Source organism: Streptomyces sp. NPDC006516 (genome assembly GCF_040611875.1).
Lineage (GTDB): Bacteria > Actinomycetota > Actinomycetes > Streptomycetales > Streptomycetaceae > Streptomyces.
In genome coordinates this window covers 207,727-232,759 of sequence record NZ_JBEXPD010000006.1, presented here as the reverse complement: position 1 = coordinate 232,759, position 25,033 = coordinate 207,727, and the positions used below count along the sequence as shown (strand labels likewise).

The window sequence follows — 25,033 nt, the reverse complement described above, 5'->3', positions numbered from 1 at the left end:
AAAGCACGCTTCAAGTCAAGGAGACTTCATGGACGCTGCGTTGCTGGACATCGGCGAAGTCGCTCAGCGATCCGGGCTTGCGCCCTCGGCTCTGCGGTTCTACGAGAAGAAGGGGCTGATCGCCGCGGCGGGCCGTAACGGCCTGCGCCGTACGTACCAGCCGGATGTACTCAGCCGGTTGGCGCTGATCACCTGCGCTCGCAGCGCCGGACTCTCGATCGCCGAGATCGGCCGCTTCCTCGTGGCGCGGCCCTCCGACGCCGACCTGCGCATTCGCATGGCCGCCAGAGCCCGCGCACTCGATGAGCAGGTGGGCCAGCTCACGCGACTTCGTGACAGCCTGCGCCACGCGGCCGCATGCGACCACGAGCCGCTCGTCGACTGCCCCGACTTCAAGCTCGCCGTCGGTAACGTGGCCACTCCCGAACCGACAACGCTTCCCACCTCGCCCGCCCAGCACCGGAGTCATCCACACGCCACGTAGGGGTCGTGGACCAAGGAGTTTGCGAGCGCGGGACTCACATGCGTTTCGTTGCTTCCCGGAGACGCAGTGGGTGGCCGCCGGCGCGATGTCGAGGGGACACGGGGCGGTGAGACCGCCACGGAATCCTCGTGGGCAGTCGCCATACCCATCCTCACCTGCCGTGGTGAGTAGCCGCCAAAGAAACTCACCACGGACCGGACCGGCGCTCACCACGCCAGGTCAGTGGCCTGCTGGTCAATCGATGTTGCCGACCTGGATCTCATGGACGTCGAGGGTGAGCGCCGTGGGACCGTGATCAGCAAGCGTCATAGGTCCAGGCGTCGCCCTCCCACGTCCAGGGCTGTGCCTTTTTGTCGAACTTCGGCAAGCCGGTCACCTTGTACGAGACGCGAGCCGAGTCCCCCGACACGCTCGCGCCGATGTCCGCCGCCTCGTGATCCGGACCGTAATCCTTCGTGGCCTGGCCAACAACCGCGCTGTACGCCTCCGGTGTGATCTCGGCCCGGCAGCGCTCCGACAGGGCACCGTAGGCGGTGCCGACGTCGCCCTCGAAGTAGGCCTTGGTGTAAGACGCCACAGCCTCGCTCAATTCGGCGGCAACGTCGCGGGGCGGCTCGACGCTCTCCTCGGCGGAAGAGCTAGCGGCAGACGAGGACGGCCTGTCCACAGCCGAGTCGTCGTCGCCCGAAGCGCAGGAGGTAAGCGGAGCAAGCAGCAAAGCAGCGGTCGTGAGCGTAGCGGCGGCGCGGGTGTACATGGGTCCCCCAGACGATGCGGTCAGGGGGGCATGCTGACACAGGGGACGGCAGGCAGTCCGCCGGTACGGGACAGCCGCAACACCATCGTGAAGGAGCTCGGGCACACGGGCAGGACGATCAGTGAGATCGCGAAGGTGGCCCGACCCGGTTCTCCTTCAGGGCTGGGCTCGATGTTCACGAGAACGGGCAGCACCTCGGTCCGGCCGAGGTGCTGCCCGTTCCTGGGTCAGCTGAGCCGGGTGGTGACGTACGCCTCGATGGCGTCCCGCTGGTACGCGGCCAGGCCGGGTGCGATGGCCTCGTACGCCGCGCGCCACGCCTCGTTGTCCACGCAGGAGCGTCCGATGGTGCGGTACTCCTCGGCGGACACGGGTCGCAGTTCGGTCAAGGCCCGGTACTGGGCGTCGATCTGCGCCTGTACGGGCGCGGCGTCAACCGGGTGGTTGGCAGCCATGAGGTCGGCCAGCAGGATCATCTGTGTCGTGCGCTCGCGCTGCCCGGCCTCGATGTCCTGCGGTGTCATCACCGCGACCCTGCGGGCGACTTCCTCTGCATGCCCGGGGAAGTCACGCAGGCTCTCCTGGTACTGGGTGGGCTGGATGCCCTCGAACAGGTTCTCCGGTCGGTTGACAGCGGTCATGGGTGTGCCGTCCTTCCTGGACTGCTCCAGTTCGGCGATCGTGTGGGAGACGGTGCCGGCCAGGACGTCGATCCGGTCCCGCTCAGCAAGCAGTCGCCGGTGGTGTCCGCGCAGGGCTTCCACCTCGTCGATCTGCTCAGCCAGGATCCGGCCGACCTCGGGAAGCCCTACGCCCAGCGCCCGCAGGACGAGGATCTGCTGCAGCCGCAGCAGCTGGGGCTCCCCGTAGTAGCGGTGGCCGCTGGCCCCGACCCTGGCAGGCGGCAGCAGGCCGATCTCGTCGTAGTGCCGCAGGGTCCGGGCGGTCACGCCCGACATCCGAGCGACCTCCGCAATCGGCCAGTCCATCGCCGTTCCCTCACGATCGCGTCACCGGGCCGGTCTCTCCGGCCCTGTTCAGGACGGTAGAAGCTGCCGCTGCGACAACCGCAACCCCCGCACTCACCCGGTTCCTGCTCTGCGACCAGGCGGAAAACCTCCACGGCAGGCCCAGCCAAGGACGGCTGCTGCTGAAACCCGTGAACATGCCGCTGCCGCCCTGGCTGATGCGGGTCAGGAGGGCACTGACGCGTCCCATGCTGCGTACTCGTGACCCGGTCGTGCGGAGCGCAACGTGATTCTGTTGATCTTCTGCCCGGCGGTGGCGATTTCGAGCGTCGCGAGTGGGTGCCCGCCGGGAGCGATGAGGTGCATGCTCTTGCCGTTGACGGCGATGGGGCAGATGACTCGAATCCGGTCGCGGAAGTGTCTGGTTTCGCTCGCGATCCCCATCGGGCCGACGACGCGAGTGCGGGCGTCACGCGGCAGCAGCGCTGCGTCGGCGTCACGGACAACGTCCGGAGCAAGCATCCTGATCATCGCGCGTGTGTCTCCTGTTTCGGCCGCGGCCAGGAACGCTTCAACGATCGGCCGGTCAGCACGGTCGGTGTGCTCGGCGGGCTGAGCGCTTCCGATGCGTTGTCGGGCTCGGCTGGCGTGCTTCTTAGCTGCGGGCACCGTCCCACCCAGCACGTCCGCGATGTGATCGAACGGCACCGAGAACAGGTCGTGCAGGACATACGCGACTCGCTGCGGCGGCGTCAGGTGGTTCAGCAGCACCATGAGTGCACGAGAGATGCCTTCTTTCCGTAGGAGTTTTTCGTCTGCCGTGAGCTGTTCGGCAGGAATGACGGCTGCCGGCAGCCCTGCTTCGTTACGGCGGCGCCGGATCCGCAGCTCGTCCAGGCACACGCTGGCGATGACTGTCCGTAGCCAGCCTGCGGGGTTCTCGATCTCCGAGTGAGATCGCGTGGTCGCGGCCCGTACCCACGCCGTCTGGACCGCGTCCTGCGCATCATGCGACGAGCCGAGCATGCGATACGCGACCGACAACAGGTGTGGTCTAGCGGCCTCGAACTCTCCGATGGTGATTGGCATCGGGGTGTCACCTTTTCGAGCTAGCGGACGTCAGGAGGTCGGTTCAGAACCATTCCTGTTCACATCCCAAAGGAGATGACAGCACTATGAGCCTACAGATGGTGCACATCGGCGCCGACTCCGTCATCGCGCCCACGCTGCGTTCGCTCCTGACCTGCGTGTTCACCGCCCCTGGCGAGACATCCGCGCCCGGTGAGCCCTACGCGGCCTGTGTCAGCGACCGAGCAGCCGGTGGCGCGATTGCGTCTGAGGCGTTCACGGGCGTTGAGTCATGCAGCTCGTGAACCTTGCCTTGCTGATCGCCACGATCACGTGCGTTGCCGCGAACGGGTTCATAGCCGTCGCGGACTATGTCCGCGCCTCGTTCGTCCTCGCCAATTCAGAGGAAGTGCGGCTCCCAGCAGCGACGCTGCCGTATCTCGCGACTCTCAAGCTCGCAGGCGCCGTAGGTCTTGCCGTCGGGCTCCTTGGAGTTCCTTCGCTCGGCCTGGCGGCAGGAGTGGGACTCATCGGCTTCTTCATCGGAGCAGTCGTCGCCCACGCCCGTGCTCGCGTGTTCTACAACATCGCGTTTCCAGGTGTCTACCTGTTGCTCGCGGTGGCCAGCACAGTCTTCTTTGCGAGCGAACTATGACTCATGCCGACTCGCCACTGTCGGTCAAGGGCCCCGGCGCCTGATCGGCCGCCACACCCGCCGTTGCCCCCGTCGGGGCCGCCCAGCGGCTTGAACTTCTCACGGTGTGCGGAGGCCACGCCGTGGCCTCCGTTACCCGCGGCGGCATGCAACTCGACGCGGTCCACGAAGGTGGTCATGGTGGGGCAGGTACTACGGAAAAATACGGAATCATCTCGCCTCCCCGGAAACCGGGGAAGCTGAGATCCGCCCTCGGAAGGTGCTGTGACGTTCAGCGGTGCGTTGCCTGCTCAAGCGTCCGTCAAAGCGGAACAAGCCCAGACGGACCCCAGTGGCTGGTCGTCACCTCACCCTGCCGTTCGTGATGCGGGGGTCGGGACCGTACTGCCTGGGTACGCCGAGGTTCTCACGCAAGGTTGCGCCGACGTAGTGCTCGGGGTAGATGCCGCGTGCGCGCAGAACGGGCACGACCTCGTCGACGAAAGCGTCGACGCCGTCCTCGTAGATGTCGGGTGAGACCCAGAACCCGTCGGCGGCGCCCGCCTCGAACCACTCCTGCAGGTGATCGGCGTGCACCTTGGCGGGACCGACCGTCGTGGGGTGGTAGTCGATCACGCCGTGGGCGAGGATGTCGCGGGGCGACCAGCCCCCGCGCGCGACGCCCAAGGCGATGGGGGAACGCGGATCCATGGGGGACGCGTGAGCAGCGGCCAGCTGATGGGGTGTGAGGGGCTCGTCGTATCGGCTCGGTTCGATGTGCAGTCCCAGCAGCGCGCCGAGGTGCGGCAGGCGCGCCTCGATGACGTCGCCGGCCAGGGTGAGGCGGCGGTCGAGGCCCTCGCGCACCGTCGGGGCAACTGTCGTCATCAGTCCGGCGAAGTACTTGATGTCGTCGGGGTCGCGCCCGGCCTCCCGCGCGGCGTTGCGCACCATCTCCCGCTGGGCGCGGGCTTCCTCGATCGTCCACACCTCGGCGATGAAGCCGCTCGCGTAGCGGCCGGCGAGTTGGAGGAGGTGGGGGCTGGGCCCTCCGGAGGTGAAGATCACCGGCTGGCCCTGCTCCGATGGCGGGATCGCGAGAGGCCCGCGTGAGGCGACGTACTCGCCCTCCAGGTTGACGGGCCGAAGCTTCGAGGCGTCGATGAAGCGGCCGGAGGTCTGGTTTTTGATCCAGGCGTCCTTCTGCCAGCTGCCCCAGAGTGCCTCGACGACCTGGATCGACTCATGTGCGCGCTGGTAGCGCATGCCGCGATCCGCGACGGGTCTGCCGTAGTTCGCTGATACGGCCGGATCACTCGTCGTGACGGCGTTCCACCCGGCGCGGCCGTGACTCATCACGTCGAGCGCCTTGAACTGGCGTGCGGTGTTGAACGGCTCCTGGAAGGTGGTGGTACCCGTCGCGACAAAGCCGATCCTGGAGGTGGCTTGTGAGATGGCGGCCAGCTGCATCATCGGGTCCATGATGTTGCTGAGCGTCGAGTGCTCGACATCCCCACGTACGGCGGGGAAGTCCGGGGTGAACAGGAACGTGAATCCTCCTCGCTCGGCGGCCTGCGCGTAGCGGATGTTCGCCTCGATCCTGGCGTAGTTGTCGGCGTCGACATGGGGTGCACGCCAGGCTCCGGCCACGGCAGGGGTGTTGCCTGCGACCGGCGCACGGTGAGCCTGTCGATGTGGAACGTTAGGCTCCGGCTCCGTGCGGAACTTCGACCTCAACCTGGCCCGGCTGTTCGTCCTGCTGTACGAGACCAGCAGTGTCACGGCCACCGCGGACGCGCTGCACGTCACACAGCCGACGGTCAGCTACAGCCTGGCCAAGCTGCGGCGGCACTTCGACGACGAGCTGTTCCGGCGCAGCGGCCGCGGCTTGACCCCGACGGCGGGCGCCCGGCGGCTGTGCGAGCCGCTCCAGCGGGCGGTGGCGCAGATCGACGCGGCGACGCGGCAGTCCGCCGACTTCGACCCGGCCACCATGTCGGCCAACTTCACCCTCGCCCTCTCCGACCTGGGCGAGGCCACGCTCCTCCCCCGCCTGGTGGCCTCCGCGCGGCGAGCGGCCCCGGCGTCTCCTTCACGGTCCGCCCGCTGGACGTGGAGGACGCCGAGCGGCAGCTGAGCCGGGGCGAGCTGGACGCGTTCGTCGCCACCCCGGTCCTCGCCTCGCACCGCACGGAGCGGGTGCCGCTGTACCGGGAGCGCTACGTCGGCATGGTGGCGTCCTCGCATCCGCGGATCACGGGCCAGGAGGTGACGCCGGAGCAGCTGGCGGCGGAGCACCACGCCACGGTCTTCGGCCCCAGCGGGCACAGCGTGCCGCGCGCGCTGCTGGTCACACACGGGCTGATGGACCGGGTCGCCCTGGAGGTGACCCGGTTCTCGGTCCTGCCCTACCTGCTGGAGCAGACCGACCTGATCGCCGTGGTGCCCGAGCACGTCGGCGAGGTCTTCGCCGTCTCCCACCAGGTCCGCACGGTTCGACTCCCGTTCCGCACCGACCCGATCGAGATCGCCCTCTACGCCCGCCCCGAGTCCTCGCGGACGCCCTCGCAGAGGTGGCTGGTCCGATTCCTGGCCGACGTCCTCGGCGAACAGGTCAGCCCGGCCCAACTCCCGCTCGCGGAGGGGTGATCGGGGCGCTCAGGCCTACTCGTAGGTGAGGCGGCCGACCTGCTCCTGCTCGGAGCCGACGGCGATCGCCGGGGCGTGGCACTTCAGGCGTCGTTGTGCCGGCAGTCAGCCCTCTTGCAGGCGCCGACGGGGCCGGTAGCGGTCGGCTTCCCGCCCTGTACATCGGCGGTCATGAAGGTGTAGCAGACGGGTTCGGTGGCATCACCGATCGTGACCACGGTGGCGTGACAGATGTGGTCGCTGTTGTCGGCGCAACTCCCGGCCGACATTCGCTGATGACCGGCAGTTGCATGACGGGGGCTGCTGCCATGGCGGTTGCCTGCTTCCGCTTCCTGGAGGTGTCCGGCGGAGCCCTCCTCCGCGGCCGGGCTCCTCTACACGGCGACGGTGCGCACGAGGGCTGCCGGAACGCATCCCTTCCCTGCCTCCACGCTCCGCGACCTCGGCGGCGGGCGCACCTCGGCGGGGCGGCGAGCGGCTAGGCTGACCCGATGATCAGTGACGTGGACCTGCGGCACCTGCGCCGCTGTGTGGAACTGGCGGCCCAGGCCCTCGACGCGGAGGACGAGCCCTTCGGCTCGGTGCTGGTGGCAGGCGACGGCTCGGTCCTGCGCGAGGACCACAACCACGTGGCCTCCGGCGACCACACCCAGCATCCCGAGTTCGCCCTGGCCCGTTGGTCGGCACAGCACCTCTCGCCGGAGGAGCGCGCGGCGGCCACCGTGTACACCTCCGGCGAGCACTGCCCGATGTGCGCCGCCGCGCACGGCTGGGTGGGCCTCGGCCGCATCGTGTACGTCGCCTCCGGCGCGCAGCTCGCGGCCTGGCTCGCCGAGTGGGGTGTACCCGCGGCCCCGGTCGCCGCCCTGCCCGTCACCGCGGTCGTCCCGGACGCGGTGGTGGAGGGGCCTGTGCCGGAACTGGTCGATGACATCCGCGCCCTGCACCACCGGCTGCACGGAGCGGCCGACGGGAGCAAGTAGCCGCGGCTCGGCCAAGGCTGCGGCCTTGGAAGGGCGGTGCGCCTGCTCACGGTCACAGGAGGTCGGTGAGGTCGGGCGCCAGGCCGTCGATCAACTCGGCATACGCAGGCCGTACCCGTCGGCGCAGCCGAAGCATGTCGGACCGCCCGGGCGCATCGACCGGCCCAGCAGCGCTTCGAGCGCATCGACCGGCCCAGCAGCGCTTCGAGCGCACGGAGCGCCGGGCGGCCAGGCGGGGGCGTTCCGCTTCTCGACCTCCGGGAGCGGCACGCCCTGGAAGTCGCGATGCCCCCAGATGTCGTGGGACACCGACACCTCAGCCACCAGTTCCCGTTCGTCGGGGTAAACGCTCAATTCGACCAGTCCATCCTCCCGTCGCCGTGAGCCGCCCGCGTCCGGGCGGAGTTGGACCTGCTGCGTGAATCGGTGACAGGTGCGTTCCCCGATCCGGCGCGCCGCGCCGTCGCGCAGACGGCCGACAGCCAGGGCGTGGAAGGCATGTTTCGCCCGTTCACTTCTGCTCCACCCAGCCGTGCCGGACGGCATGACCGCCCAGCTGGATACGGGTCCGGACTCCGGCTATGTCCATGAGGCGGCGTAGGCGTCGGTGCAGTGTGCGCGGTGAGAGGCCGAGCTGTGCGGCGGCCGTCGGGTCGGTCAGGCCGGCCAGCAGCAGGGCGAGGATCCGCCGGTCCAGGTCGGTCGGGCCCTCCGCGCCGAGCTCGACGGTGGCCGCAGCCGCTTCACCGCGGGCCGACAGTTCGAGCGGGTGCGCCGTGCGCCATACCGTCTCGAACAGCGCGTCCAGCGCGTCCAGCAGGCCGCTGCGGTGCAACAGTACGGCGCCGGGCTCCCCCGCGGGTGTGACGGCGAGCGGGACAAGACCCAGGTCGGCGTCGGCCAGCACGAGCTTCATCGGCAACTGATCGGCGACCCGCAGCTGCACGCCGTTGCGCAGGGAGTCGATCGCATCGGTGATGATGCCCGGCTCTGCCAGCACAGCACGGTCCAGTACGGCCCGGAAGTGCACGCCCCGGCCGAGTGCAATGGGTTCGGCCGAGTTCTCGCCGGGCGGCACGGCGACGAACGGTGCGGTGATGAATGTGCGGACCTGCGTGCGGGCCGCCTGTTGCACCTGGAGGAAGCGATGGCGGATGGCGTCGACGCCCGTCACGACTTCGATCAGATCACTGATGCTGTTCCCGGTCATCGCCGCCCGGTGCTCCTCGGCGAAGGTCACCAGCGCCTGCTCGGCCATGCGCAGGCCGTCCTGGCGTCGGCTGATGAGAGCGCCGAGCGCCACGGCCGGCGGCGCGGCGGTGAAGCGATCGTGCGCCGACCTGATCACCAGTCCCCACTCGACCAGATGGCGCAGGGCTCTGTCGATGTCGGCCTGCGGGGCATCGAGCAGATCCGCCAGCAGCACCGCGGTGGAGTTCGGCCGTCCGAGCAGCGCGCGGTAGACGCGCTCGTCATCGGGTTCGAGGCCCAGAACATCCAGCATCGGCGACCGACTCTCCCTTGCTTGCCGCAGCGGGGAGAGTATGCGCCATGGTGGCAGTCCCTGAATAGTCCCAGCTGGGAGCAGGTGCGACGGGAAGGGCCCCGGGGAGTCGCCTCCCCGGGGCCCGTCTGTGCTGTTCATCGCAGGCCGTACGCCCGGATGATCTCGTTCTTGACGCTGAAGCCGCGGTCCGTCGCGGCGCTCGCGCGGACCGACACGAAACCACCGGGCTTCTTGGCCGTCCTGAACGAACCGGTCCAGTAGCCGCCGGAGCCCTTGGACAGGGTCACCTTCTGCCAGGTGGCGCCGTCGTCGTACGAGACGTCCAGCTTCACGGTGGTGACCTTGCCCGGCACTGTGTCGAGGTTCATCGACACCGGCTCGAGCGCGATCCGCTGGGTCGCGCCGGCCTTGACGTCACCGTGCAGGTCGGACTCCAGCTCGTAGTCCAGGTTCAGCACCGAGAACGGCTCGAAGAAGTCCGAGTCGACGGTGTCGGACACGAACGTCCACTCGGTGTGGGTGCGGGTCGACAGCCGGAAGACGTCACCGGGCCGCTCCACGTCGAGGACGGTGCGGTAGGGAAGGTTGCCCGCCGGTACCTCCATCCACTGCATGTCTCCGCTGACCGGGTTGTCGTGGATCAGCTTGTCACCCTGGAAGACCTGCAGGTGGGACGGTGTCTCCCCCCACGGCAGGTAGCCGCCCAGCCGCATGTTGTCGCTGGCGGAGGCCCATGCCTGCACGTTCCAGGTCATGTAGTTCTGCCAACGGGAGTTGTACACACCGAAGGACTCGCTCTGCGCGGGGCGGGTCAATGGAGCGAACCAGTTCAGGCGGCTGGTGCTGCCCTTGGCGTACGTGTTGTCACCCGACACCATCGTCCACGGCAGGGCCCTGTCGACGCCCTGCGTATGGAACTCCCTCCAGACCTGGCCCGGAGTCACCCACTCGGTGCGGGTGCCCGGGTGCCACTCGATCTCGGGCATGTTGAACGACGGGCTGAGGGTGAAGTCGGACCGGTACCCTTCGGCCCGGCCGCCGTCGGTCGCCGAGTAGTAGCGGGCATCGATCCGGGCGAGGTCCCGCTGGGACGGCTTGTAGACCATGGCCCGGTCCGGGACCTGGCCGGGGTAGTCCCGGGTCAGGTCGTAGACGAACGGCGTGTGTTCGGTCTGCTTCACGGTCAGCTTGGAGGTGCCGGTCTTGGCAGCTGCGATGAGGGCCTTGCCCGCGTCGCGGTGCACGGTGGCGACAGGGATGGCCGACTCGCCGACGTACTCCATCAGGCCGCCGACACCGTCGTTGACCACGATCAGCGCCTTCGCACCGGCCGCGGCCGCTGCCTCGGCGCGCTCCTGCGGCGAGACCTCGTCGCTGCGCGTGGTGACGACGACCTTGCCCTTGGCGTTGATCTTCTCGTACGCGGTCGCCGCGCCGTTGCCCGCGTGGACGGCGGTCAGCGTGTCCGTCGCGGTGCCCAGGGCGCTGCCCGCCTGCACCGTGGCGTCGAAGCGGAGCCGGCCGCCCAAGGTGCTCAGGCCGAGCTGCGGCTCACCCTTGCGCCAGCGGGTGATCAGCATGAACTCGCCCTGTTTCATGGGCTCCGTCGGGGCGACGTAGATGTCGTCGTACGTCGGCGGCACCACGTACGCGCTCCGGTAGTCCATGTACGGGTCGAGGCCCTTGTAGTGGACGTTGAAGTCGACCTTGCGCTGGCGGTCCTCGGTCCGCTGTGGCGCCTCGGTCTGCAGAAGGTTTGCCTTGCTCGCGTCGAGCACCACATTCGCTGAGCCGTCCTTGAGCACGGTCTCCGGGTCCACCAGCACGGCCACGCCCGAGCGGTCAGCCTTCTCGCCAGGGACGTCGAGGTACCCCGCGACGGTGTACAGACCGGGTGCCATACGCATCGTGGTCGAGCCCTCGACGTAGACGTTCCACGGCCAGGAGTCACCGGCCAGGTTGATCCCGACCCAGCCGCTGGCGGGCTCGCCGCCCCGGCCGACCAGCTTGATGTTCAGGTCGTAGCGCTCCTCCTCCTTGAGCAGCGCGACGGAAGTCCGCGTCACGGGCTTCCCGGTGACCGTGTCCGTGGCTGTCACGTAGCCGACGTGCCGGCCCGCCGAGGCGGCTTGCGGGTCCCCGGTCACGGGGACAGTGGCGGTTCCGTCCGCAGGGACGGTCACCGTGGCGGCTCCCAGCACGAAGGGCCCGCCGTCGTCGGTCAGCGCGAGGTCCAGTGTGACCTCGGCGGGACCGGTGTTGGTGAACGTCAGGTCCTTCGTGACGGCGACGTCCTGCGGCTTGTGCGGCCAGGTGTAGTTGCCGAAGAAGAGCGATCCGGTACCGCGGACCGTGGCGCGCACGGCGGCGGCCACGTCGAGGCGGCCGGTGCCGACCTCGTACGGGGAGTACCCGGCGTCCAGACCCTTGGCGGTGCTCATGAGGTGTTCCTTGAGCTGCGCGCCGGTCCAGTCCGGGTGCTGCTGGGCCAGGATCGCCGCCGCGCCGACCACGTGCGGAGTGGCCATCGAGGTGCCGCTGATGGTGCGGTAGAGGCCCTCACCGCCGTCGGTCATGTCCTGCGAGCGGGCCGCGGTGATGTCCACGCCGGGCGCCGCGATGTCCGGCTTCATGCCACCGGAGTAGGCCAGCGGGCCGGTGCTGGAGAAGTTCGCGAGGCGGTCCTGCTTGTCCGTGGCGGCCACGGTCAGCGCTGCGGCGGCTGCCCCCGGGGCGGAGATGCTCTCCGGGCCCGAGTTGCCGGCTGCGATGACGAACAGGGTGCCGTACTGCTCGGACAGTGCGTCGACCGTCTGCGACATCGGGTCGCTGCCGTCCGTCGGGTAGGAGTCGCCTAGGCTCATGTTGACGACGTCCGCACCGGTCTCGGCGGCCCACTGCATTCCGGCGATGATCCAGGAGTCCTGGCCGTAGCCCTCCACACCACCGAGCACCTTGCCGACGAACAGATCGGCGCCAGGAGCGACGCCTTTGTTGTCGCCACCGGAGGCGGCGCCCGAACCGACGATCGTGCCGGCCACGTGCGTGCCGTGGCCGTTGACGTCGGTGACCGGCTCACCCGGCACGAAGCTGGCCGTGCCGTCGATCAGCCCGACGAGATCGGGGTGGTTGACATCGATCCCCGTGTCGAGCACCGCCACCTTGACGCCCTTGCCGTCGTACCCGGCCGCCCAGGCCTCAGGCGCGCCTATCAGCGGCACGCTCTCCTTCAGGCTCGCCTTCACGCGGCCGTCGAGCCACAGCTTCGCCACACCGGCGCCCAGCTTCGCACTGCCCTGCGGCGCGACGGTGGTCCAGAAGGTGCGGGTCTGCCGCTTCTGGGTGCTGAGTGCGGCACCGCGGATGCCCTTGAGCTTGCGGGTCAGCTTGCTGCCCCGGGGCGCCGTCGGCTCGACGGCCGAGCGGGACTTCGACCCGCCGTACGTCGCTATCAGCGGTACCGCGGCCGACTTCGCGTCGTCGTAGCCCATCTCGATCAGGTCGGTGACGTTGAACAGTCGCCGATCCAGTTTGTCCGTGCCCAGGAGCTGAGTGGCCTCGTCAGGAATGACGAACAGGTCGCCCTTGATCTTCTGGATCTTCACGCCGCCGACAGCGCTGTCCGGCCGGTCGACATCCGCGGTCTGCTTGCCGTCGGCCATCGTGGTGACCGTGACGACATCGCCGGTGACCAGGGTGACCTTGTGGGTCGCCGAGGGTCTGGCGGGAGCGGTGGGCTTGCTCGGTGCGGCTTGTGCGGGCGCTTGCAGAACTGCAAGTCCCGACGCCAGCAGCGGCACCACGATGGCCGCTGAGATCACTTGCCGGCGCCTGCCTCGGAAAGCGGGCGACTGAGAGGGGGAGAACATGCCATGGGTCTATAGGCCGGTCACGCCCGACGTGAAGACCTGCGGGCGGCAACTCCGCGCCATGGCAGGGACTTGCCAGCCGCAAAAGAGCCGGAACTCGGGCAATGGAGGTTGTACGGGGCACCATCCAGCCGCGCTCTGCCGAGCTGCCAGGCGACGTCGGACTCGTCGTAGGAGCGCTTGCCGGCGAGTCGGAGAGCAACGAGGGCAGTTGCTCGGCGTCGCTGCCGACCGCTTGGAAGCGGCCGCTGTTATGCAGGTTGTCCGCCGGCGCGTGGGCGTTCTCCTGCATGATCTTCATGACATAGGTGCAGCCCTGGCGGCCGAGACGCACGAAGTTGTAGTACTGCGCGAGCACCATGACCGAGCCGACCTGCCCGGACGTCATCGACGGCAGCCATGCCGTGCCCCTACCGCATGGCGAGTTCGCGTACCGTCGCCATGTCGCTGAACGGGAGCAGTTCTTCGTTGACGATCTGGTAGGGCTCGCTGCCCTTGCCCGCGATCAGGACGATGTCGCCGTGCCCGGCGGCGGACAGGGCGAAAGAGATCGCGCGGCGGCGGTCGGCGAACCGCTCGAAGGCGGCGCCGCTTGCTATCAGGCCCGGGACGATCTGGTCCATGATCTCCCGAGGGTCTTCGTTCCTGGGGTTGTCCGAGGTCAGGACGCAAAGATCGGAGTAGGTCCCGGCGATCTCCCCCATCGGAGCGCGCTTGGTGACGTCCCGGTCCCCGCCACAGCCGAAGACGGTGATGACCCGGCCCGAGGCGAAGCCGCGGATGGTGGTCAGCACCTTCTCCAGCGAGTCCGGGGAGTGTGCGTAGTCCACGATGACGGACGTGCCGTCCTGGGTCTCGTAGCGTTCGAACCTTCCCGGGATCGGGGGCATCTGCTCGAGTGCGCTGACCAGTCCGGCCAGATTGTGGCCGGTGAGGTGGCAGGCGGCGACAGCGGCCAGTGCGTTGGAGACGGAGAACCGTCCGGGAAGGGGGATCGCGGCCGGATACTTGTGGCCGGCGTGGTGCAGGGTGAAGCGGGTGCCGACGGCGTCCATGGTGAGGTCAGTCGCGCGGTAGTCCGCCTCCGCGTCGATGCCGTACGTGACGACGGCGCCGGGCATCATCGTCCCGATGTCCGCCCCGAGCGGATCGTCGGCGTTGACCACCGCACGCCGGGACAGCCCCTGGAAGAGACGGAGTTTGGCGTCCCGGTAGTTCTCCATGGTGCCGTGGTCGTCCAGGTGATCCTGCGTCAGGTTGGTGAACACCCCTACGTCGACGAATGAGTGGTCCAGGCGGTGCGTCAGCAGACCCATCGATGTGGCTTCCAGGACGACGGTGGCGACACCGCGGTCGCGCATGCACCCGAGCAGATACTGGAAGTCCGGCGACTCCGGAGTGCTCAGTACCGACCTCGGCATCGGAATCAGCTCGTCGCCGATCCGGCTGCCCGCCGTCCCGATGACCCCCACCTTGGCTCGCTCGGCGATCCTCAGCACCGACTCGACCATGTACGAAACCGACGTCTTCCCGTTGGTGCCGGTGACGGCCACCATGTCCATCTGGCGTCCGGGCTCGCCGTGGTACCGGGAGGCGACGACCGCAGCCGCCTTGCGTGTATCCGGCACCGCCACGACGCACACGCCCGCGTCCGACGCCCAGGCCGCGGCCGGAGGCTTCGGTGCCGCGGAGTCGACGAGGATCGCCACCGCGCCGCGTGCGAGCGCCGGCCCGATGGCCTCGAGGCCACCCTCGCGGTGACCGGGCACCGCGATGAAGAGGGATCCCGGGACGGCGCGGTGAGCGTCGAAGCACGCGCCCGCCGTGATCCTCGTCTCCGGATCGCCCGCAAGGACTTCATGGTCGTGCCCGGCGAGCAGCTCGCTCAACTTCACAGGGGTCCTCTCGTGGATGCACCGGCTGCCGGTCGTCCGGCAGTCGGCGCGCAGGTGGCGCGCAGGGCGCCAAGGAGTGACAGAGCAGGATGTTGTGGCGAGGACAGCCACGTTGCGGTTGCAGTGGAGAAGAAGACGGTGGCCGGAAAGGGCTCTGCCGGCACAGACGCGGAGTGATCAGGGCCGAGAGCTGCCCGGCATCGCTAACCGTGGCCGTGCAGCGCGCGGCAGCAGGCCGCCGGCATGTTCACCAGGTTTGCGCGTGCACCTGCGGCGGTCGGACACACGGCATGAGTGGCCTGGAGCAGGCACTCCCTCACTGCACATGTGCGACCCATGTGTGGAGTGTACGTCCATCCGCAGGAGCGATCTCCCGAAGTTCCTCCCCGATCTTGGATGGTGGGTGTGTCGTCTCGGAACCGGAGTCGTGATCGGTGGTCGGTCGCGTGTGTGGTCGCCCACGGCTCCGAGCTGGGGAAGGTGCGGTAGGCGACCGAGGCGCGTTCGCCTGGCTGCGAAGCCATCGGGAGGCAGCGAGTGTCGGAGGTCCTGGCGGACTCGGCCCGCGCCTGAGCGCCTTTTCCGCCATGGTCGCCACTGACGGCAGGCGAGGGCGGACAGATCGCGAACGTCAGTGCCGGGACCATGGGTGACTTCGTCTACTCCGAGCACCCACCCACTGCCGCGCCAAGAACCTCGGTACGCGGTAAGGGTCCGACCGGCACCCCGGTCGGACCCTCAGCGCCGCTCCGACGACGGCTCGCGCTCCGTCGGTCAGGTTGCCGCAGGGGCGCCGAGCATCGCGGAAGCGTGCCGCAGCGGGTCGAGACCACGAGTGGGTGCGGGGGCCGGAGCGAGGTCGCGGCAGGTGAAGCCGAGCTGGGTCATGGCCCGCAGGACTTCGCCGGCACTGAAGTCACGGCGGTCTTGGCGTGTGACGACCTGGCCGACCTGTTTGACGGGGTAGGTTCGCCGGCCGATGATCACGGACTCGCCGGAAGCCTGCTCGGGCTTGACGCCCTTCATCGATTCCAGGACGCCGCTCCTGGTGAGGTCGAACGGAAAGCGGGCGATGACACAGCGCATGATGCCTCACAGGGAGAGGAACGAAGAGGGAGTGGCTCTGCCGCGGTGGATACGGCTCAGCGGGCAAGGGCAAGGACGCCCAAGCCAATGCCGTATTCGTCGACCACGGGCAGGGCATCAACCTGGCTGTGGCGCATCAGGTGCCCGGCTTCGGCCATCGTGGTCACTGGCGAGGTGAACGGCCCGCGGGCGCCGAGCATGTCCCGCAGCTGAACCTTGTCCGAGTACGCGGAGGCGTCACGCGCTCCTGTGAGCTGAGCCTGGGTGACCAGTCCGATACACAGGCCGCTGTCGTCGCAGACAAGCAGATGCCCGGTACGGGCACTGGCCATGACCGCCAGGGCTACCTCGACGGTCATGTCGTCACAGACCTGCGGTCCTGCGGTGTCCATGACGTCGGCCACCGTGCTGTGTACGACACCGGCCTTCGTCGAGCGGGGGTGCATCTGAACCAGCGTCACAAAATACCTCCTGCATGAGGGGTCAGCTTCCCGATCACGAGTTCTCAGGCCGCCGCGTCGAAGGAGGACTGGCGCACGTTCACGCTCCGGGCGGCCGAGACGGGGCTGCGCCGACGACGTGAGGGCGCGCTGCGCTGACGCCGCTCGGCCACCGGCGCAGTGATCGTCACGGGGATGCCGGAGGGAGTCCGGGCGCCGGTGATCCGGCCGAGTGCCTCTTCGCCGGAGCGGACCTGGGTGGTCTGGGGCACGATGCCTGCGGCGGCCATGAGGCGGGTCATGTCGCGGCGCTGGTCGGGGGTGACCAGGGTGACGACACTGCCGGACTCCCCTGCTCGCGCCGTACGGCCACCGCGGTGGAGGTAGTCCTTGTGATCGGTCGGCGGGTCGACGTTGACGACCATGTCGAGATTGTCGACGTGGATGCCGCGGGCCGCGACATTGGTGGCCACAAGCACGGTGACGTGCCCGGTCTTGAACTGGGTCAGGGTCCGGGTGCGCTGCGACTGCGCCTTCCCGCCGTGCAGTGCGGCGGCCCGAACGCCGTTGGCCAGCAGGTGGTCGGTGAGCTTGTCCACGGCCCGCTTGGTGTCCAGAAACATGATCACCCGGCCTTCGCGTGCCGCGATCTGCGTCGTCGTGCGGTGCTTGTCGGTGCCGTGGACGTGCAACACGTGATGTTCCATCGTGGTGACCGCGCCTGCGGACGGGTCGACGGAGTGGACGACCGGGTCGGTGAGGTAACGGCGGACCAGGCGGTCGACGTTGCGGTCCAGGGTGGCGGAGAACAACATGCGCTGGCCTTCGGGGCGGACCTGGTCCAAAAGCGCGGTGACCTGGGGCATGAAGCCCATGTCGGCCATCTGGTCGGCCTCGTCCAGGACAGTGATCGCGACCTGGTTCAGTCGGCAGTCACCGCGGTCGATGAGGTCCTTGAGCCGGCCCGGAGTCGCGACGACCACCTCGGCGCCGCCACGCAGCGCGTTGGCCTGCCTCCCGATCGACATTCCGCCGACAACAGTGGCCAGGCGCAGCCTCACCGAGCGGGCATAGGGAGTGAGCGCGTCGGTCACCTGCTGTGCCAGCTCACGCGTCGGTACGAGGACCAGGGCCAGCGGCTGGCGGGGCTCGGCGCGCTGACCGGCGGTGCGGGCCAACAGCGCCAGGCCGAAAGCGAGGGTCTTGCCGGAGCCGGTGCGCCCGCGCCCCAGGGCATCACGGCCCGCCAGCGTGTTGGGCAGGGTCGCACCCTGGATCGGGAACGGAACGCTCAGGCCCTGGGCGGTCAGCGCCGCCAGCAGCTGCCCCGGCATGTCGAGGTCGGCGAACGCCTCGACCGCGGGCAGTGCGGGTGTGACCGTCTTCGGGAGGGCGAACTCCCCCTGCACCGCCGCGGGCCGCCGGCCATGTCCGCTCGACCGGCTCGGACCCCCTGAACGGTTCGGGACGGACGAGCTGAAGCGTGCGCCCCGCCGCGGACCGGCGTCGGCGCCGAAGGCGAGAGAGTCGGTCCGGTTGCGGCTGGAGGAACGGCTGTTCGTACGTGTGGGGTTCATCGAGAACCTTCCTTGATACACGGCACGTACCAGGAAATTCCCACAGCCTAAAACAGTGCAGGGAATCACAAGAAACGGACCGAATGGAATGAGAAAAGAATCTGGTGTGCGGTGAACCAGGTGAGGCAAGAAGAGGTTGAAACGAGCGAGTCACACGGGACGTGAAATCCCGGACGTCGACCGGTTTCAGCTCAGAAGAAGCACGGGCCCCGGAGAAGGAACCCAGGCAATGCCCAGAGGAGGAAAACGCGGGAAATGTCCGTAGCTGGGGCCCACACCCCGAGGGATGCGGGCCCCAGCTACGAAGTACGCGACAGCGTCAGGCCGGAATGATGTTCTCGGCCATCGGGCCCTTCTGGCCCGGGACGATGTCGAAGTTGACCTTCTGCCCTTCGAGCAGCTCACGGAGGCCCTGGGCGGCGATGTTCGAGAAGTGGGCGAACACGTCGGCGCCGCCACCATCCTGCTCGATGAAGCCGAACCCCTTGGCCGCGTTGAACCACTTCACGGTGCCTGATGCCACGTCATGTCTCCTTTGGGGGCAGTACGCCGGGATCCTCGATGTCAGGTACCCGGGTCGCCGCGATGATGCCCCGACCGGAAAATGACCGGCAGACAAAACGCTTCCAGTGGCCGAAAATACTGGCTTAGGCGCTTGAATTTTTGGGAACCACAACTGCAACTGAGATCGAGACTAGCATGAAGTAACAGCGTGGGCACGGAAAATCATTTCACTCAGCCAGTAGCAGCACAAACACTCTCCGCACGGCACGTCAAACCCTCACCTCGCGGGCATAGATATTGCCCCACCCGAACGCCAGGCCGTGAAAGTGGAGCTCGACCAGAGGGCTGGGCATCACCCTGGTCCTTGCCGCGTTGGCGATCGGCAGGTGAGCTCACAGGCATGAGGACTGCCATGTGGGCCTGCGGCAGGGCTCTGGCCACCAGTTCACGACGCGTTCCTGGCCGGCTTCTCGAGAACTGCATGCTCGACATGTTCCGTGTGCCCACCGGGAGCGGCGGAGACCACGTCCCAGCCTCAGACAGCGTCTGCCGTCCGAGCACGGACCCTCATCGTGAAACGGTCAGTGAGGCGGGTGGCTACTCTCCTGCCAGGGCCGATCAGAAGCGAAGGGGAGCAGGCTGTGCGTAACGCCGCAGTGACGCCTGAGGGCGACCAGATCCGTTGGGTTGAGCTGCCGGGACAGGAGCCTTCCCGCGTCTATGTGCACGGGCTGGGGGCCACGTCGCCGGCCTACTTCACGGAAGTTGCCGTTCATCCTCTGCTCGCCGGACGTCGTTCACTGCTGATCGATCTGCTCGGGCACGGCATCAGCGACCGGCCCGCACACTTCGATTACACCCTGGAATCCCACGCCGATGCGCTCGCCGCAGCCCTGAGGAGCGCGGGTGTCATGGGTGCTGAGCTGATCGCGCACAGCATGGGTGGTTCGATAGCCATCGTCCTGGCCGTCCGGCACCCCCAGTTGGTCGCACGCCTGGTCCTGGTCGACGCCAATCTCGACCCGATCCCGCCCACGCCCGGCTCCGCAGGCAGCAGCGGCATCGCCGCGTACTCCGAGGAGGACTTCCTTGCGGGTGGCTGGGAAGAGATCCGAGACCGGGCCGGTTCCCACTGGTGGTCCACGATGCGCCTGGCGGGCCGAGAAGCCCTGCATCGCAGCGCGGTCCACCTCACGCGCGGGACCGATCCCTCTATGCGCGAGCGTCTAGTGGAGCTGAAAATCCCCCGCACCTACATGCGGCCTGAGGCCGACGGCCCGCTTCCGGGCTCCGATGCGCTCGTCGAAGCCGGCGTGACTGTTGTCTCGGTCCCGGACTGCGGGCACAACATCATGTTGGACAACCCAGAGGGTTTCGCCCGTGCCACCGCGGCAGCGCTTTCGACCCACAATCAGCGCGAGCAGTAGAAGCGGCCCAGGACGAGGATGCGGGTGCGGAGGAGATCGAGTTCTGCCCGGCCGGTTCCAGCCGGCGGAGGACAGGCGCCGGCCTCGGTCCAGTCCGTAAACGGCGCGAGGCTGTGACCCCGAGCAACCCACCTTCTGGCGAAACACATCACGCCGTGCCGCACCCGTACACAGGACGAAAATTCAGATCATCGGGCACGAGATCTCTGATCACATCCGAGATCGTGGCAGCAGCAGCCCGATCAGGCGGGACTGTTCACCGGCGAACTCGCTTGATGAGCGAGAGCGGACAGCAGAGAGGTTGGAGCGATCCGTAAGCTGAAGCCCGGCTTCTTTTCTTTGCTCGTCTCTGACATTGGGGGCTCACCCCCGGCAGCCATCCGGCGCTGCGACTCCCAGACGCCCCTCGCACCGGCCATGCCCGCGGCCCGAAGGCTCTTCGCACCACTGGCGCGGTGCCGACAGCGTATGGAACACCGTGCTGTCCGGCCGTCCGGCCCCCGCCGCATCGACTCGATCACCACTCCCCCAGATGCGACAGTGCCTTCTGCAAGCCCCCTGAACTGCACACCCGGACAAACGATCAACCCGACGTCGCATCATGAGATCAGCGACAGATCTGGTGGACGGACACAAGGGTGCGCAAATTTTGGTTCCGCTTCCATCCGAACCGCGCTTGTTCACATGCCGTGGCCGTGGTGCTGCACAAGGACAGCGAGGAGCCGGGCCAACTGCTCGCGTTCCGGCGGAGTGAGTGGCGCAAGCACGTCGCTCTCCGCTTCGGACAGCAGTTTGTCGAGCTTGAGCAGCTGCCGCTGGCCCTGCCGGGTGAGGGTGATGACGTTCTGTCGGCGGTCGGCGGGGTTGGGTGAGCGTTTCACCAGTTCTCGATCGGCCAGCTCGTTGATGACCGTGACCATGTCACTTCGGTAGATCCCGGTGCGGGAGACCAGTTCCGCCTGGCTTGCGGGTCCGAACTCGTCCAGCGTGGCGAGCACCGCGTAATGCCACTTGCGGGCGCCCGCCCGCGCCAGCTTCTCGTTCACCAGACGATCCGACTGGATCGCAGCCAGTGACAGGAGCCGGGTCCGCAGATTCCACAGGCGCGCGGCAGTGGCCTGCCGGTCGGCCGAACAAGCGGGGTCAGGGTTGTAGTTGCTCATGCCCACATCCTTGCGTTAGTCACACTAACAAACTACTCTGCCCGACGACGGAATGTTAGTGTGACGAACCAATGGGAGGACGTCATGCCTGTGGCGAGCGTGCTGGACTCGACGATGTTTTACGAGGAGGTCGGCAGCGGCACCCCCTTCGTCTTCCTGCACGGCAACCCGAGCTCATCGCACCTGTGGCGCAAGGTGCTGCCCGAAGTCGGCCTGCCCGCACGCCTGCTCGCCCCCGACTTGATCGGCATGGGCCGCTCCGGCAAGCCCGACGTGCTGTACCGGTTCGCTGACCACGCCCGCTACCTGGACGAGTGGTTCGACCAACTGGGTCTGGACGGCGTGGTGCTCATTGGCCACGACTGGGGCGGCGCACTCGCCTTCGACTGGGCGGCGCGCCACCCTGATCGGATCCGCGGTATGGCCTTCTTCGAAACCATAGTTCGGCCCATGTCATGGAGCGAGCTGGGCGACGGCCCGCGCTCGCGCGCCCAGGCCATGCGCGGACCCCAGGGCGAGGCACTGGTCCTGGACCAGAACGTCTTCCTGGAATCGGCCTTCACCGGTGGCGTGCTGAACCCGGTCACCGAGGCAGACATGCGGGCCTACCGGGCGCCGTACCCCACTCGGGAAAGCCGTCGCCCGGTGCTGGAGTGGGCACGCTCGCTACCGCTGGACGGACAGCCGACCGACGTCGCCGAACGAGCCGAGCAGTACGTCAAGTGGCTGGCCAACAGCCGCGAGGTCCCCAAGCTGCTCCTCACCTTCGACTCCTCGCCCACATTGCTGGTCGGCAGAGAGATGGCCGAATGGTGCGCGGCGAACATCGCCGCGCTGGAAACCCAGCACTGCGGACCGGCCGGCCACCACGCGCCCGAGGACCAACCCCAAGCCATCGCCCATGCGATTGGCGCGTGGGCTCGGCGGCACACTCTTCCCGTTCACTGATCGTTTCAAAGTGAGATCCGGAGTCGTCGCAAGCAGATGACGGTGAAGGCGAGTTGGATGTCCGAGGTGAGGTCGGCTCGTAATCTCGTAGCGGATGCCCAGTCGTTTGAACTGGGAGAACCAGGCGAACGTCCGCTCGACGGCCCACCGGGTCACAATGCGGCGACGGCCGTCCGGGCTGGCCGCCCGATGTCCATGCCTTCCCTCCGCGTTCTGCTCGCCAGGCTGTCGGGGTTGGTTCCAGCAGTTCCGACGAGCATACGAGGACGCGAACCAAGTCCAGGTCTTCGACACCTTCGGGCGCGCGACCTCGTCCTTCTGCGCCGGGGACGCCATCGAGCACCTGCTCGTGGACGAGGCCAGCCATATCCCCGAAACATCCGTCCAGCCGACAGACGTCGGCCTGCTCACCCTGCCCGATGGTTTTGCCCCCGGCCCCTCGGCGGGTCGTCTGCCGAGGAGGAAGCAGGATCTACGTCCAGGCCGAGCCGTTCGCCGCGTGGGGCATGTTCGACCTCAGCACGTGATACCCGGCACTGGAAAGACCATTTCGACCCGGGCGCGGCCTTCGACCGGTTGATCGAGATCTTCGACGAGTCGGTGCCCGGCGCTCTTCATTCAGCTGACCACTGAACGTTGCGCTCGGCCTGCGTGAGCGTGCCGGTCGGGCCGGGCTATTTCCTCGTCACTCCACAGCGCGGCCGATGAGTTTGTTGCTCCCGGTCGGTCCAAGCTAGTGACACCCCAGGAAAGGACACCGCCATGTCGGAACTTCTCGTCGACTTCATCACCTCCCTCGACGGCTATGCCTCGGGAGAAGGATGGCCCGGGTTCTGGGGCCTCGAGGGCCCGGAGTACCTCGCATGGCTCGGTGAGCAGCCCGAGGTCACCTACCTGATGGGAGCGAACACCTACCGCCTGATGTCGGGCTTCGCCGCAGGCGCGGTCCCGAACGGCACCGACGAGTTCAGGCCCGAGGAGGAGGCCTCCGTCGACGAGCTCTCGCGTACGTCCAAGGTGGTGTTCTCCTCCTCACTCCAGGACCCCCTGACGTGGGCCAACTCCACCCTCGTCCGCGACGACGCTGTCGAGGCGGTCCGCACCATGAAGTCGAATGGTTCAGGGCTTCTCAGCACGATCGGCAGCCTCAGCCTGTGCCGGTCCCTTCTACGAGCCGGACTCGTCGACCGCTTCCGGGTCGTGATGTTCCCGGTGATCACCGGCGCCACGGGCCAAGAACGCATCTACGACGGTTATCCGGACGTTGCCCTCGAGATGATCGAGCATCGCACCTTCGACGGCCGCATCCAGCTGGTCGAGTACAAGCCCAGCGTGCTCGAACACCCGCCGCTCATCCCTGCGTGACCTCCTCGTCCGCCAGTTCGGGCGGCCTGGCCAACGAGGTCGCTGCGTTCGGCGTCCGGGTCAACTCCGTCAGTCCCGGTTTCGTCCAGACCACCGCTGCCGACCAGCTCGTCGCACGCATCGCGGAGAACTCCGGCACCAGCACCGAAGCGGCGCTGAAGCAGCTCATGGACTCCCTCGGCGGAATCCCGCTGGGCCGCCCCTCCCGCCCCCAGGAAGTTGCTGAACTCGTCGCCTTCCTTGTCTCCGACCGCGCCTCGGCCATCGTCGGCGCCGAGCACGTCAACGACGGCGGCACCGTTCCTACCATCTGATCCCTCCACCCCTAGGAGTCCTCATGTCCACCGATCAGCCCCAGACCGTCGCTCCCGAGGCCCGCCCGAGGCCGTCACCGGCTTCCTGGACGCGCACCGCGCCCACGACGCCACCACAGCACTCAGCTTCCTCAGCCCGGACGCAAGCGTGACCGACGAGAGCAAGACCCATCAGGGAGCCCGGCGATCGAAGCCTGGATGACCCGCGCTTCCGGCGAGTACACGTGCACGATCGAACTCATCGGCGCGCAGAAGGCCGATGCGGACCACTACGTCGCCACCCACCACCTGGAGGGCGGCTTCCCGGGCGGCGTCGTGGACCGCACTACCGCTTCAGCCTCAGCGACGGCCTCATCGAGGACCTGCGAATCGAGCCCTGACCAGGCTCACCATGCCCGACGCCACGTATAGATCACTTGCGGGGCGGCACTTGTGGCAGCCCGATGGGGGCGGGCCTCAGCGGGTCACCATTGAGCTCGTCGCAGCCGTCTTCCTCCCACCACAGAGAACCTCGCGTGGTGAGGTGGGGGCGCAGTCCGCGGACGTCTGCACCTGCGTGAAGCGCCTGAGCGACCGCGTGAAGAAGGCTCGCCAGATCGGGCCACGAATCGGTGAAGTCGCCGCCGCCGCTGTGGCCTGCCCAGCCGAGGCAACCTGTGTCTGGGCCGGGACGCAGGTCGAGCACTTGGGCCCCGCCATCGGCACTCTCGGCCCAGGGGATCCAGAGCGGGTGCCACCAAGGCTCGTTCTCCCAGGGGCGGGGGGTCAGGCCGTCATTCTCCGCCGCGACGTCCATGCGGGTCTGCCAATGCTCCACGATGCCGTTCGCCGAGAGCGGGGACTGCTCCGGCAGGAAGCTCGTCCAGGCGCTCACGCCGTTGTGGCAGCGCAGAGACTCAGCCAGATCACTCGGCAGCTGGGAGCCGAGGATTTGTTCCGCCTGCCGAATCTCCTCCGGTGTTGCCGGTGGATTGAGGAGTGCGAACTCGGAGGCAACATGCGTCGCCAGCCAGGCGTCGATCCGACGCCAGGACTCAGTCGGGGACAAGATCTGCGGTGCCATGGCGTCATCTTGCCCGACCCGGGCCTGACCTCATCGTCGGCAATCTGCGGCGTCCCGGCCGGTGCCCGTATGCGCCGCGATCCGTCTCACCCGACCACGAACTTCACCGAGCCGAAGCGATCAGGTAAGCGAGGCTCCGGCGGTCTTCACCCGTGGGTCGAGTGCCGGTCGACGATCAAGTGCGCTCCACCCGGCATCGACACCGCCGGCCCCGACGCGCCCTGCGGCTCGTGCTGTTCTTGGACGACGCGGACCCGCGTCCGACGGCTCCTGGATGTACGGCCCGCCGTGCCTCGTCGCTGGAGACGCCGATGGGGGAATGCAGCCATCTT

At 68.0% G+C, this 25,033-nt stretch carries 20 protein-coding genes and 3 pseudogenes; 8 read left to right on the top strand and 15 right to left on the bottom strand.

The features are described from left to right. The first annotated feature begins 28 nt into the window (after positions 1-28). Entirely contained in the window at positions 29-484 is a 456-nt protein-coding gene (locus tag ABZY45_RS19370) for a MerR family transcriptional regulator (protein WP_356741452.1), read from the top strand. Positions 485-779: 295 nt separating this feature from the next. Here ABZY45_RS19370 and ABZY45_RS19365 read toward each other — a convergent pair whose 3' ends face one another. The 3 genes from ABZY45_RS19365 to ABZY45_RS19355 form a co-directional block, all read right to left on the bottom strand. Further along, positions 780-1,241, bottom strand: coding sequence for a hypothetical protein (locus ABZY45_RS19365; RefSeq protein WP_356741450.1), 462 nt, complete (start codon positions 1,239-1,241; stop codon positions 780-782). A 227-nt stretch (positions 1,242-1,468) separates the two neighbouring features. After that, positions 1,469-2,230 carry a MerR family transcriptional regulator gene (locus ABZY45_RS19360; RefSeq protein ID WP_356741448.1) on the bottom strand — a complete coding sequence of 254 codons (762 nt, stop codon included), beginning with the start codon at positions 2,228-2,230 and terminating at the stop codon, positions 1,469-1,471. A 204-nt stretch (positions 2,231-2,434) separates the two neighbouring features. Next, positions 2,435-3,298 carry a sigma-70 family RNA polymerase sigma factor gene (locus tag ABZY45_RS19355; RefSeq protein WP_356741446.1) on the bottom strand — a complete coding sequence of 288 codons (864 nt, stop codon included), beginning with the start codon at positions 3,296-3,298 and terminating at the stop codon, positions 2,435-2,437. A gap of 271 nt (positions 3,299-3,569) precedes the next feature. Here ABZY45_RS19355 and ABZY45_RS19350 point away from each other — a divergent pair, with 271 nt between their 5' ends. After that, the gene (locus ABZY45_RS19350) at positions 3,570-3,932 is read left to right on the top strand and encodes a DoxX family protein (RefSeq protein WP_356741444.1); all 363 of its coding nucleotides are present in this window, start codon (positions 3,570-3,572) and stop codon (positions 3,930-3,932) included. Between the two features lie 47 nt (positions 3,933-3,979). Here the strand turns inward: ABZY45_RS19350 and ABZY45_RS19345 are convergent. Both ABZY45_RS19345 and ABZY45_RS19340 read right to left on the bottom strand, forming a co-directional pair. After that, positions 3,980-4,111: pseudogene (locus ABZY45_RS19345) on the bottom strand (hypothetical protein); the annotation flags it as partial. A 163-nt stretch (positions 4,112-4,274) separates the two neighbouring features. Beyond that, positions 4,275-5,561, bottom strand: coding sequence for an NtaA/DmoA family FMN-dependent monooxygenase (locus tag ABZY45_RS19340; protein WP_356741442.1), 1,287 nt, complete (start codon positions 5,559-5,561; stop codon positions 4,275-4,277). A 67-nt stretch (positions 5,562-5,628) separates the two neighbouring features. Between ABZY45_RS19340 and ABZY45_RS19335 the strand changes: the two are divergent. Continuing rightward, positions 5,629-6,560 (top strand): annotated as a pseudogene (locus tag ABZY45_RS19335) (LysR family transcriptional regulator). Between the two features lie 83 nt (positions 6,561-6,643). Here the strand turns inward: ABZY45_RS19335 and ABZY45_RS19330 are convergent. Continuing rightward, positions 6,644-6,829: a hypothetical protein gene (locus ABZY45_RS19330; RefSeq protein WP_356741440.1), complete on the bottom strand. Its 186-nt coding sequence runs from the start codon at positions 6,827-6,829 to the stop codon at positions 6,644-6,646. Between the two features lie 222 nt (positions 6,830-7,051). Here ABZY45_RS19330 and ABZY45_RS19325 point away from each other — a divergent pair, with 222 nt between their 5' ends. Continuing rightward, positions 7,052-7,543 carry a nucleoside deaminase gene (locus tag ABZY45_RS19325; RefSeq protein ID WP_356741438.1) on the top strand — a complete coding sequence of 164 codons (492 nt, stop codon included), beginning with the start codon at positions 7,052-7,054 and terminating at the stop codon, positions 7,541-7,543. Between the two features lie 511 nt (positions 7,544-8,054). Here the strand turns inward: ABZY45_RS19325 and ABZY45_RS19320 are convergent. The 7 genes from ABZY45_RS19320 to ABZY45_RS19290 all read right to left on the bottom strand — a co-directional run bounded on the left by ABZY45_RS19320 (position 8,055) and on the right by ABZY45_RS19290 (position 18,440). Next, positions 8,055-9,047: a helix-turn-helix domain-containing protein gene (locus ABZY45_RS19320; RefSeq protein ID WP_356741437.1), complete on the bottom strand. Its 993-nt coding sequence runs from the start codon at positions 9,045-9,047 to the stop codon at positions 8,055-8,057. A gap of 137 nt (positions 9,048-9,184) precedes the next feature. Beyond that, positions 9,185-12,871, bottom strand: a complete 3,687-nt coding sequence (locus ABZY45_RS19315) for a S8 family serine peptidase (protein ID WP_356741435.1) — start codon at positions 12,869-12,871, stop codon at positions 9,185-9,187. Between the two features lie 458 nt (positions 12,872-13,329). Further along, entirely contained in the window at positions 13,330-14,814 is a 1,485-nt protein-coding gene (locus tag ABZY45_RS19310; protein WP_356741433.1) for a UDP-N-acetylmuramoyl-L-alanyl-D-glutamate--2,6-diaminopimelate ligase, read from the bottom strand. Positions 14,815-15,588: 774 nt separating this feature from the next. Further along, positions 15,589-15,900, bottom strand: coding sequence for an SCO5918 family protein (locus tag ABZY45_RS19305; protein ID WP_356741431.1), 312 nt, complete (start codon positions 15,898-15,900; stop codon positions 15,589-15,591). A 56-nt stretch (positions 15,901-15,956) separates the two neighbouring features. Continuing rightward, positions 15,957-16,361 (bottom strand): CBS domain-containing protein, encoded by a 405-nt coding sequence (locus ABZY45_RS19300; protein ID WP_356741430.1) that lies wholly within the window; start codon positions 16,359-16,361, stop codon positions 15,957-15,959. 44 nt (positions 16,362-16,405) lie between these two features. Then, the gene (locus tag ABZY45_RS19295) at positions 16,406-17,917 is read right to left on the bottom strand and encodes a DEAD/DEAH box helicase (RefSeq protein WP_356741428.1); all 1,512 of its coding nucleotides are present in this window, start codon (positions 17,915-17,917) and stop codon (positions 16,406-16,408) included. A gap of 319 nt (positions 17,918-18,236) precedes the next feature. Beyond that, on the bottom strand, positions 18,237-18,440 hold the full coding sequence (locus tag ABZY45_RS19290; protein WP_356741427.1) for a cold-shock protein: 204 nt from the start codon (positions 18,438-18,440) through the stop codon (positions 18,237-18,239). 622 nt (positions 18,441-19,062) lie between these two features. On the opposite strand from ABZY45_RS19290, the gene ABZY45_RS19285 reads away from it, so the two are divergent. After that, entirely contained in the window at positions 19,063-19,848 is a 786-nt protein-coding gene (locus ABZY45_RS19285) for an alpha/beta hydrolase (protein WP_356741426.1), read from the top strand. Positions 19,849-20,528: 680 nt separating this feature from the next. Here ABZY45_RS19285 and ABZY45_RS19280 read toward each other — a convergent pair. Beyond that, on the bottom strand, positions 20,529-21,011 hold the full coding sequence (locus tag ABZY45_RS19280) for a MarR family transcriptional regulator (RefSeq protein WP_356741424.1): 483 nt from the start codon (positions 21,009-21,011) through the stop codon (positions 20,529-20,531). An 84-nt stretch (positions 21,012-21,095) separates the two neighbouring features. Between ABZY45_RS19280 and ABZY45_RS19275 the strand changes: the two genes are divergently transcribed. From ABZY45_RS19275 to ABZY45_RS19265, 3 genes and pseudogenes are all read left to right on the top strand, one after another. Further along, positions 21,096-21,959, top strand: a complete 864-nt coding sequence (locus ABZY45_RS19275) for a haloalkane dehalogenase (protein WP_356741423.1) — start codon at positions 21,096-21,098, stop codon at positions 21,957-21,959. A gap of 762 nt (positions 21,960-22,721) precedes the next feature. Further along, the gene (locus ABZY45_RS19270; protein WP_356741421.1) at positions 22,722-23,324 is read left to right on the top strand and encodes a dihydrofolate reductase family protein; all 603 of its coding nucleotides are present in this window, start codon (positions 22,722-22,724) and stop codon (positions 23,322-23,324) included. A 17-nt stretch (positions 23,325-23,341) separates the two neighbouring features. Then, a pseudogene (locus ABZY45_RS19265) lies at positions 23,342-23,638 on the top strand (SDR family oxidoreductase); the annotation flags it as partial. A gap of 412 nt (positions 23,639-24,050) precedes the next feature. Here ABZY45_RS19265 and ABZY45_RS19260 read toward each other — a convergent pair. Continuing rightward, positions 24,051-24,701 carry an SMI1/KNR4 family protein gene (locus ABZY45_RS19260; protein ID WP_356741420.1) on the bottom strand — a complete coding sequence of 217 codons (651 nt, stop codon included), beginning with the start codon at positions 24,699-24,701 and terminating at the stop codon, positions 24,051-24,053. Between the last annotated feature and the right edge of the window lie 332 nt (positions 24,702-25,033).

Coding starts and splice junctions, on each gene's coding strand:
- ABZY45_RS19370 (WP_356741452.1), top strand. CDS start 29: ATGGACGCTGCGTTGCTGGACATCGGCGAAGTCGCTCAGCGATCCGGG.
- ABZY45_RS19365 (WP_356741450.1), bottom strand. CDS start 1,241: ATGTACACCCGCGCCGCCGCTACGCTCACGACCGCTGCTTTGCTGCTT.
- ABZY45_RS19360 (WP_356741448.1), bottom strand. CDS start 2,230: ATGGACTGGCCGATTGCGGAGGTCGCTCGGATGTCGGGCGTGACCGCC.
- ABZY45_RS19355 (WP_356741446.1), bottom strand. CDS start 3,298: ATGCCAATCACCATCGGAGAGTTCGAGGCCGCTAGACCACACCTGTTG.
- ABZY45_RS19350 (WP_356741444.1), top strand. CDS start 3,570: ATGCAGCTCGTGAACCTTGCCTTGCTGATCGCCACGATCACGTGCGTT.
- ABZY45_RS19330 (WP_356741440.1), bottom strand. CDS start 6,829: ATGTCGGCCGGGAGTTGCGCCGACAACAGCGACCACATCTGTCACGCC.
- ABZY45_RS19325 (WP_356741438.1), top strand. CDS start 7,052: ATGATCAGTGACGTGGACCTGCGGCACCTGCGCCGCTGTGTGGAACTG.
- ABZY45_RS19320 (WP_356741437.1), bottom strand. CDS start 9,047: ATGCTGGATGTTCTGGGCCTCGAACCCGATGACGAGCGCGTCTACCGC.
- ABZY45_RS19305 (WP_356741431.1), bottom strand. CDS start 15,900: ATGCGCTGTGTCATCGCCCGCTTTCCGTTCGACCTCACCAGGAGCGGC.
- ABZY45_RS19295 (WP_356741428.1), bottom strand. CDS start 17,917: ATGAACCCCACACGTACGAACAGCCGTTCCTCCAGCCGCAACCGGACC.
- ABZY45_RS19280 (WP_356741424.1), bottom strand. CDS start 21,011: ATGAGCAACTACAACCCTGACCCCGCTTGTTCGGCCGACCGGCAGGCC.
- ABZY45_RS19275 (WP_356741423.1), top strand. CDS start 21,096: ATGCCTGTGGCGAGCGTGCTGGACTCGACGATGTTTTACGAGGAGGTC.
- ABZY45_RS19270 (WP_356741421.1), top strand. CDS start 22,722: ATGTCGGAACTTCTCGTCGACTTCATCACCTCCCTCGACGGCTATGCC.
- ABZY45_RS19260 (WP_356741420.1), bottom strand. CDS start 24,701: ATGGCACCGCAGATCTTGTCCCCGACTGAGTCCTGGCGTCGGATCGAC.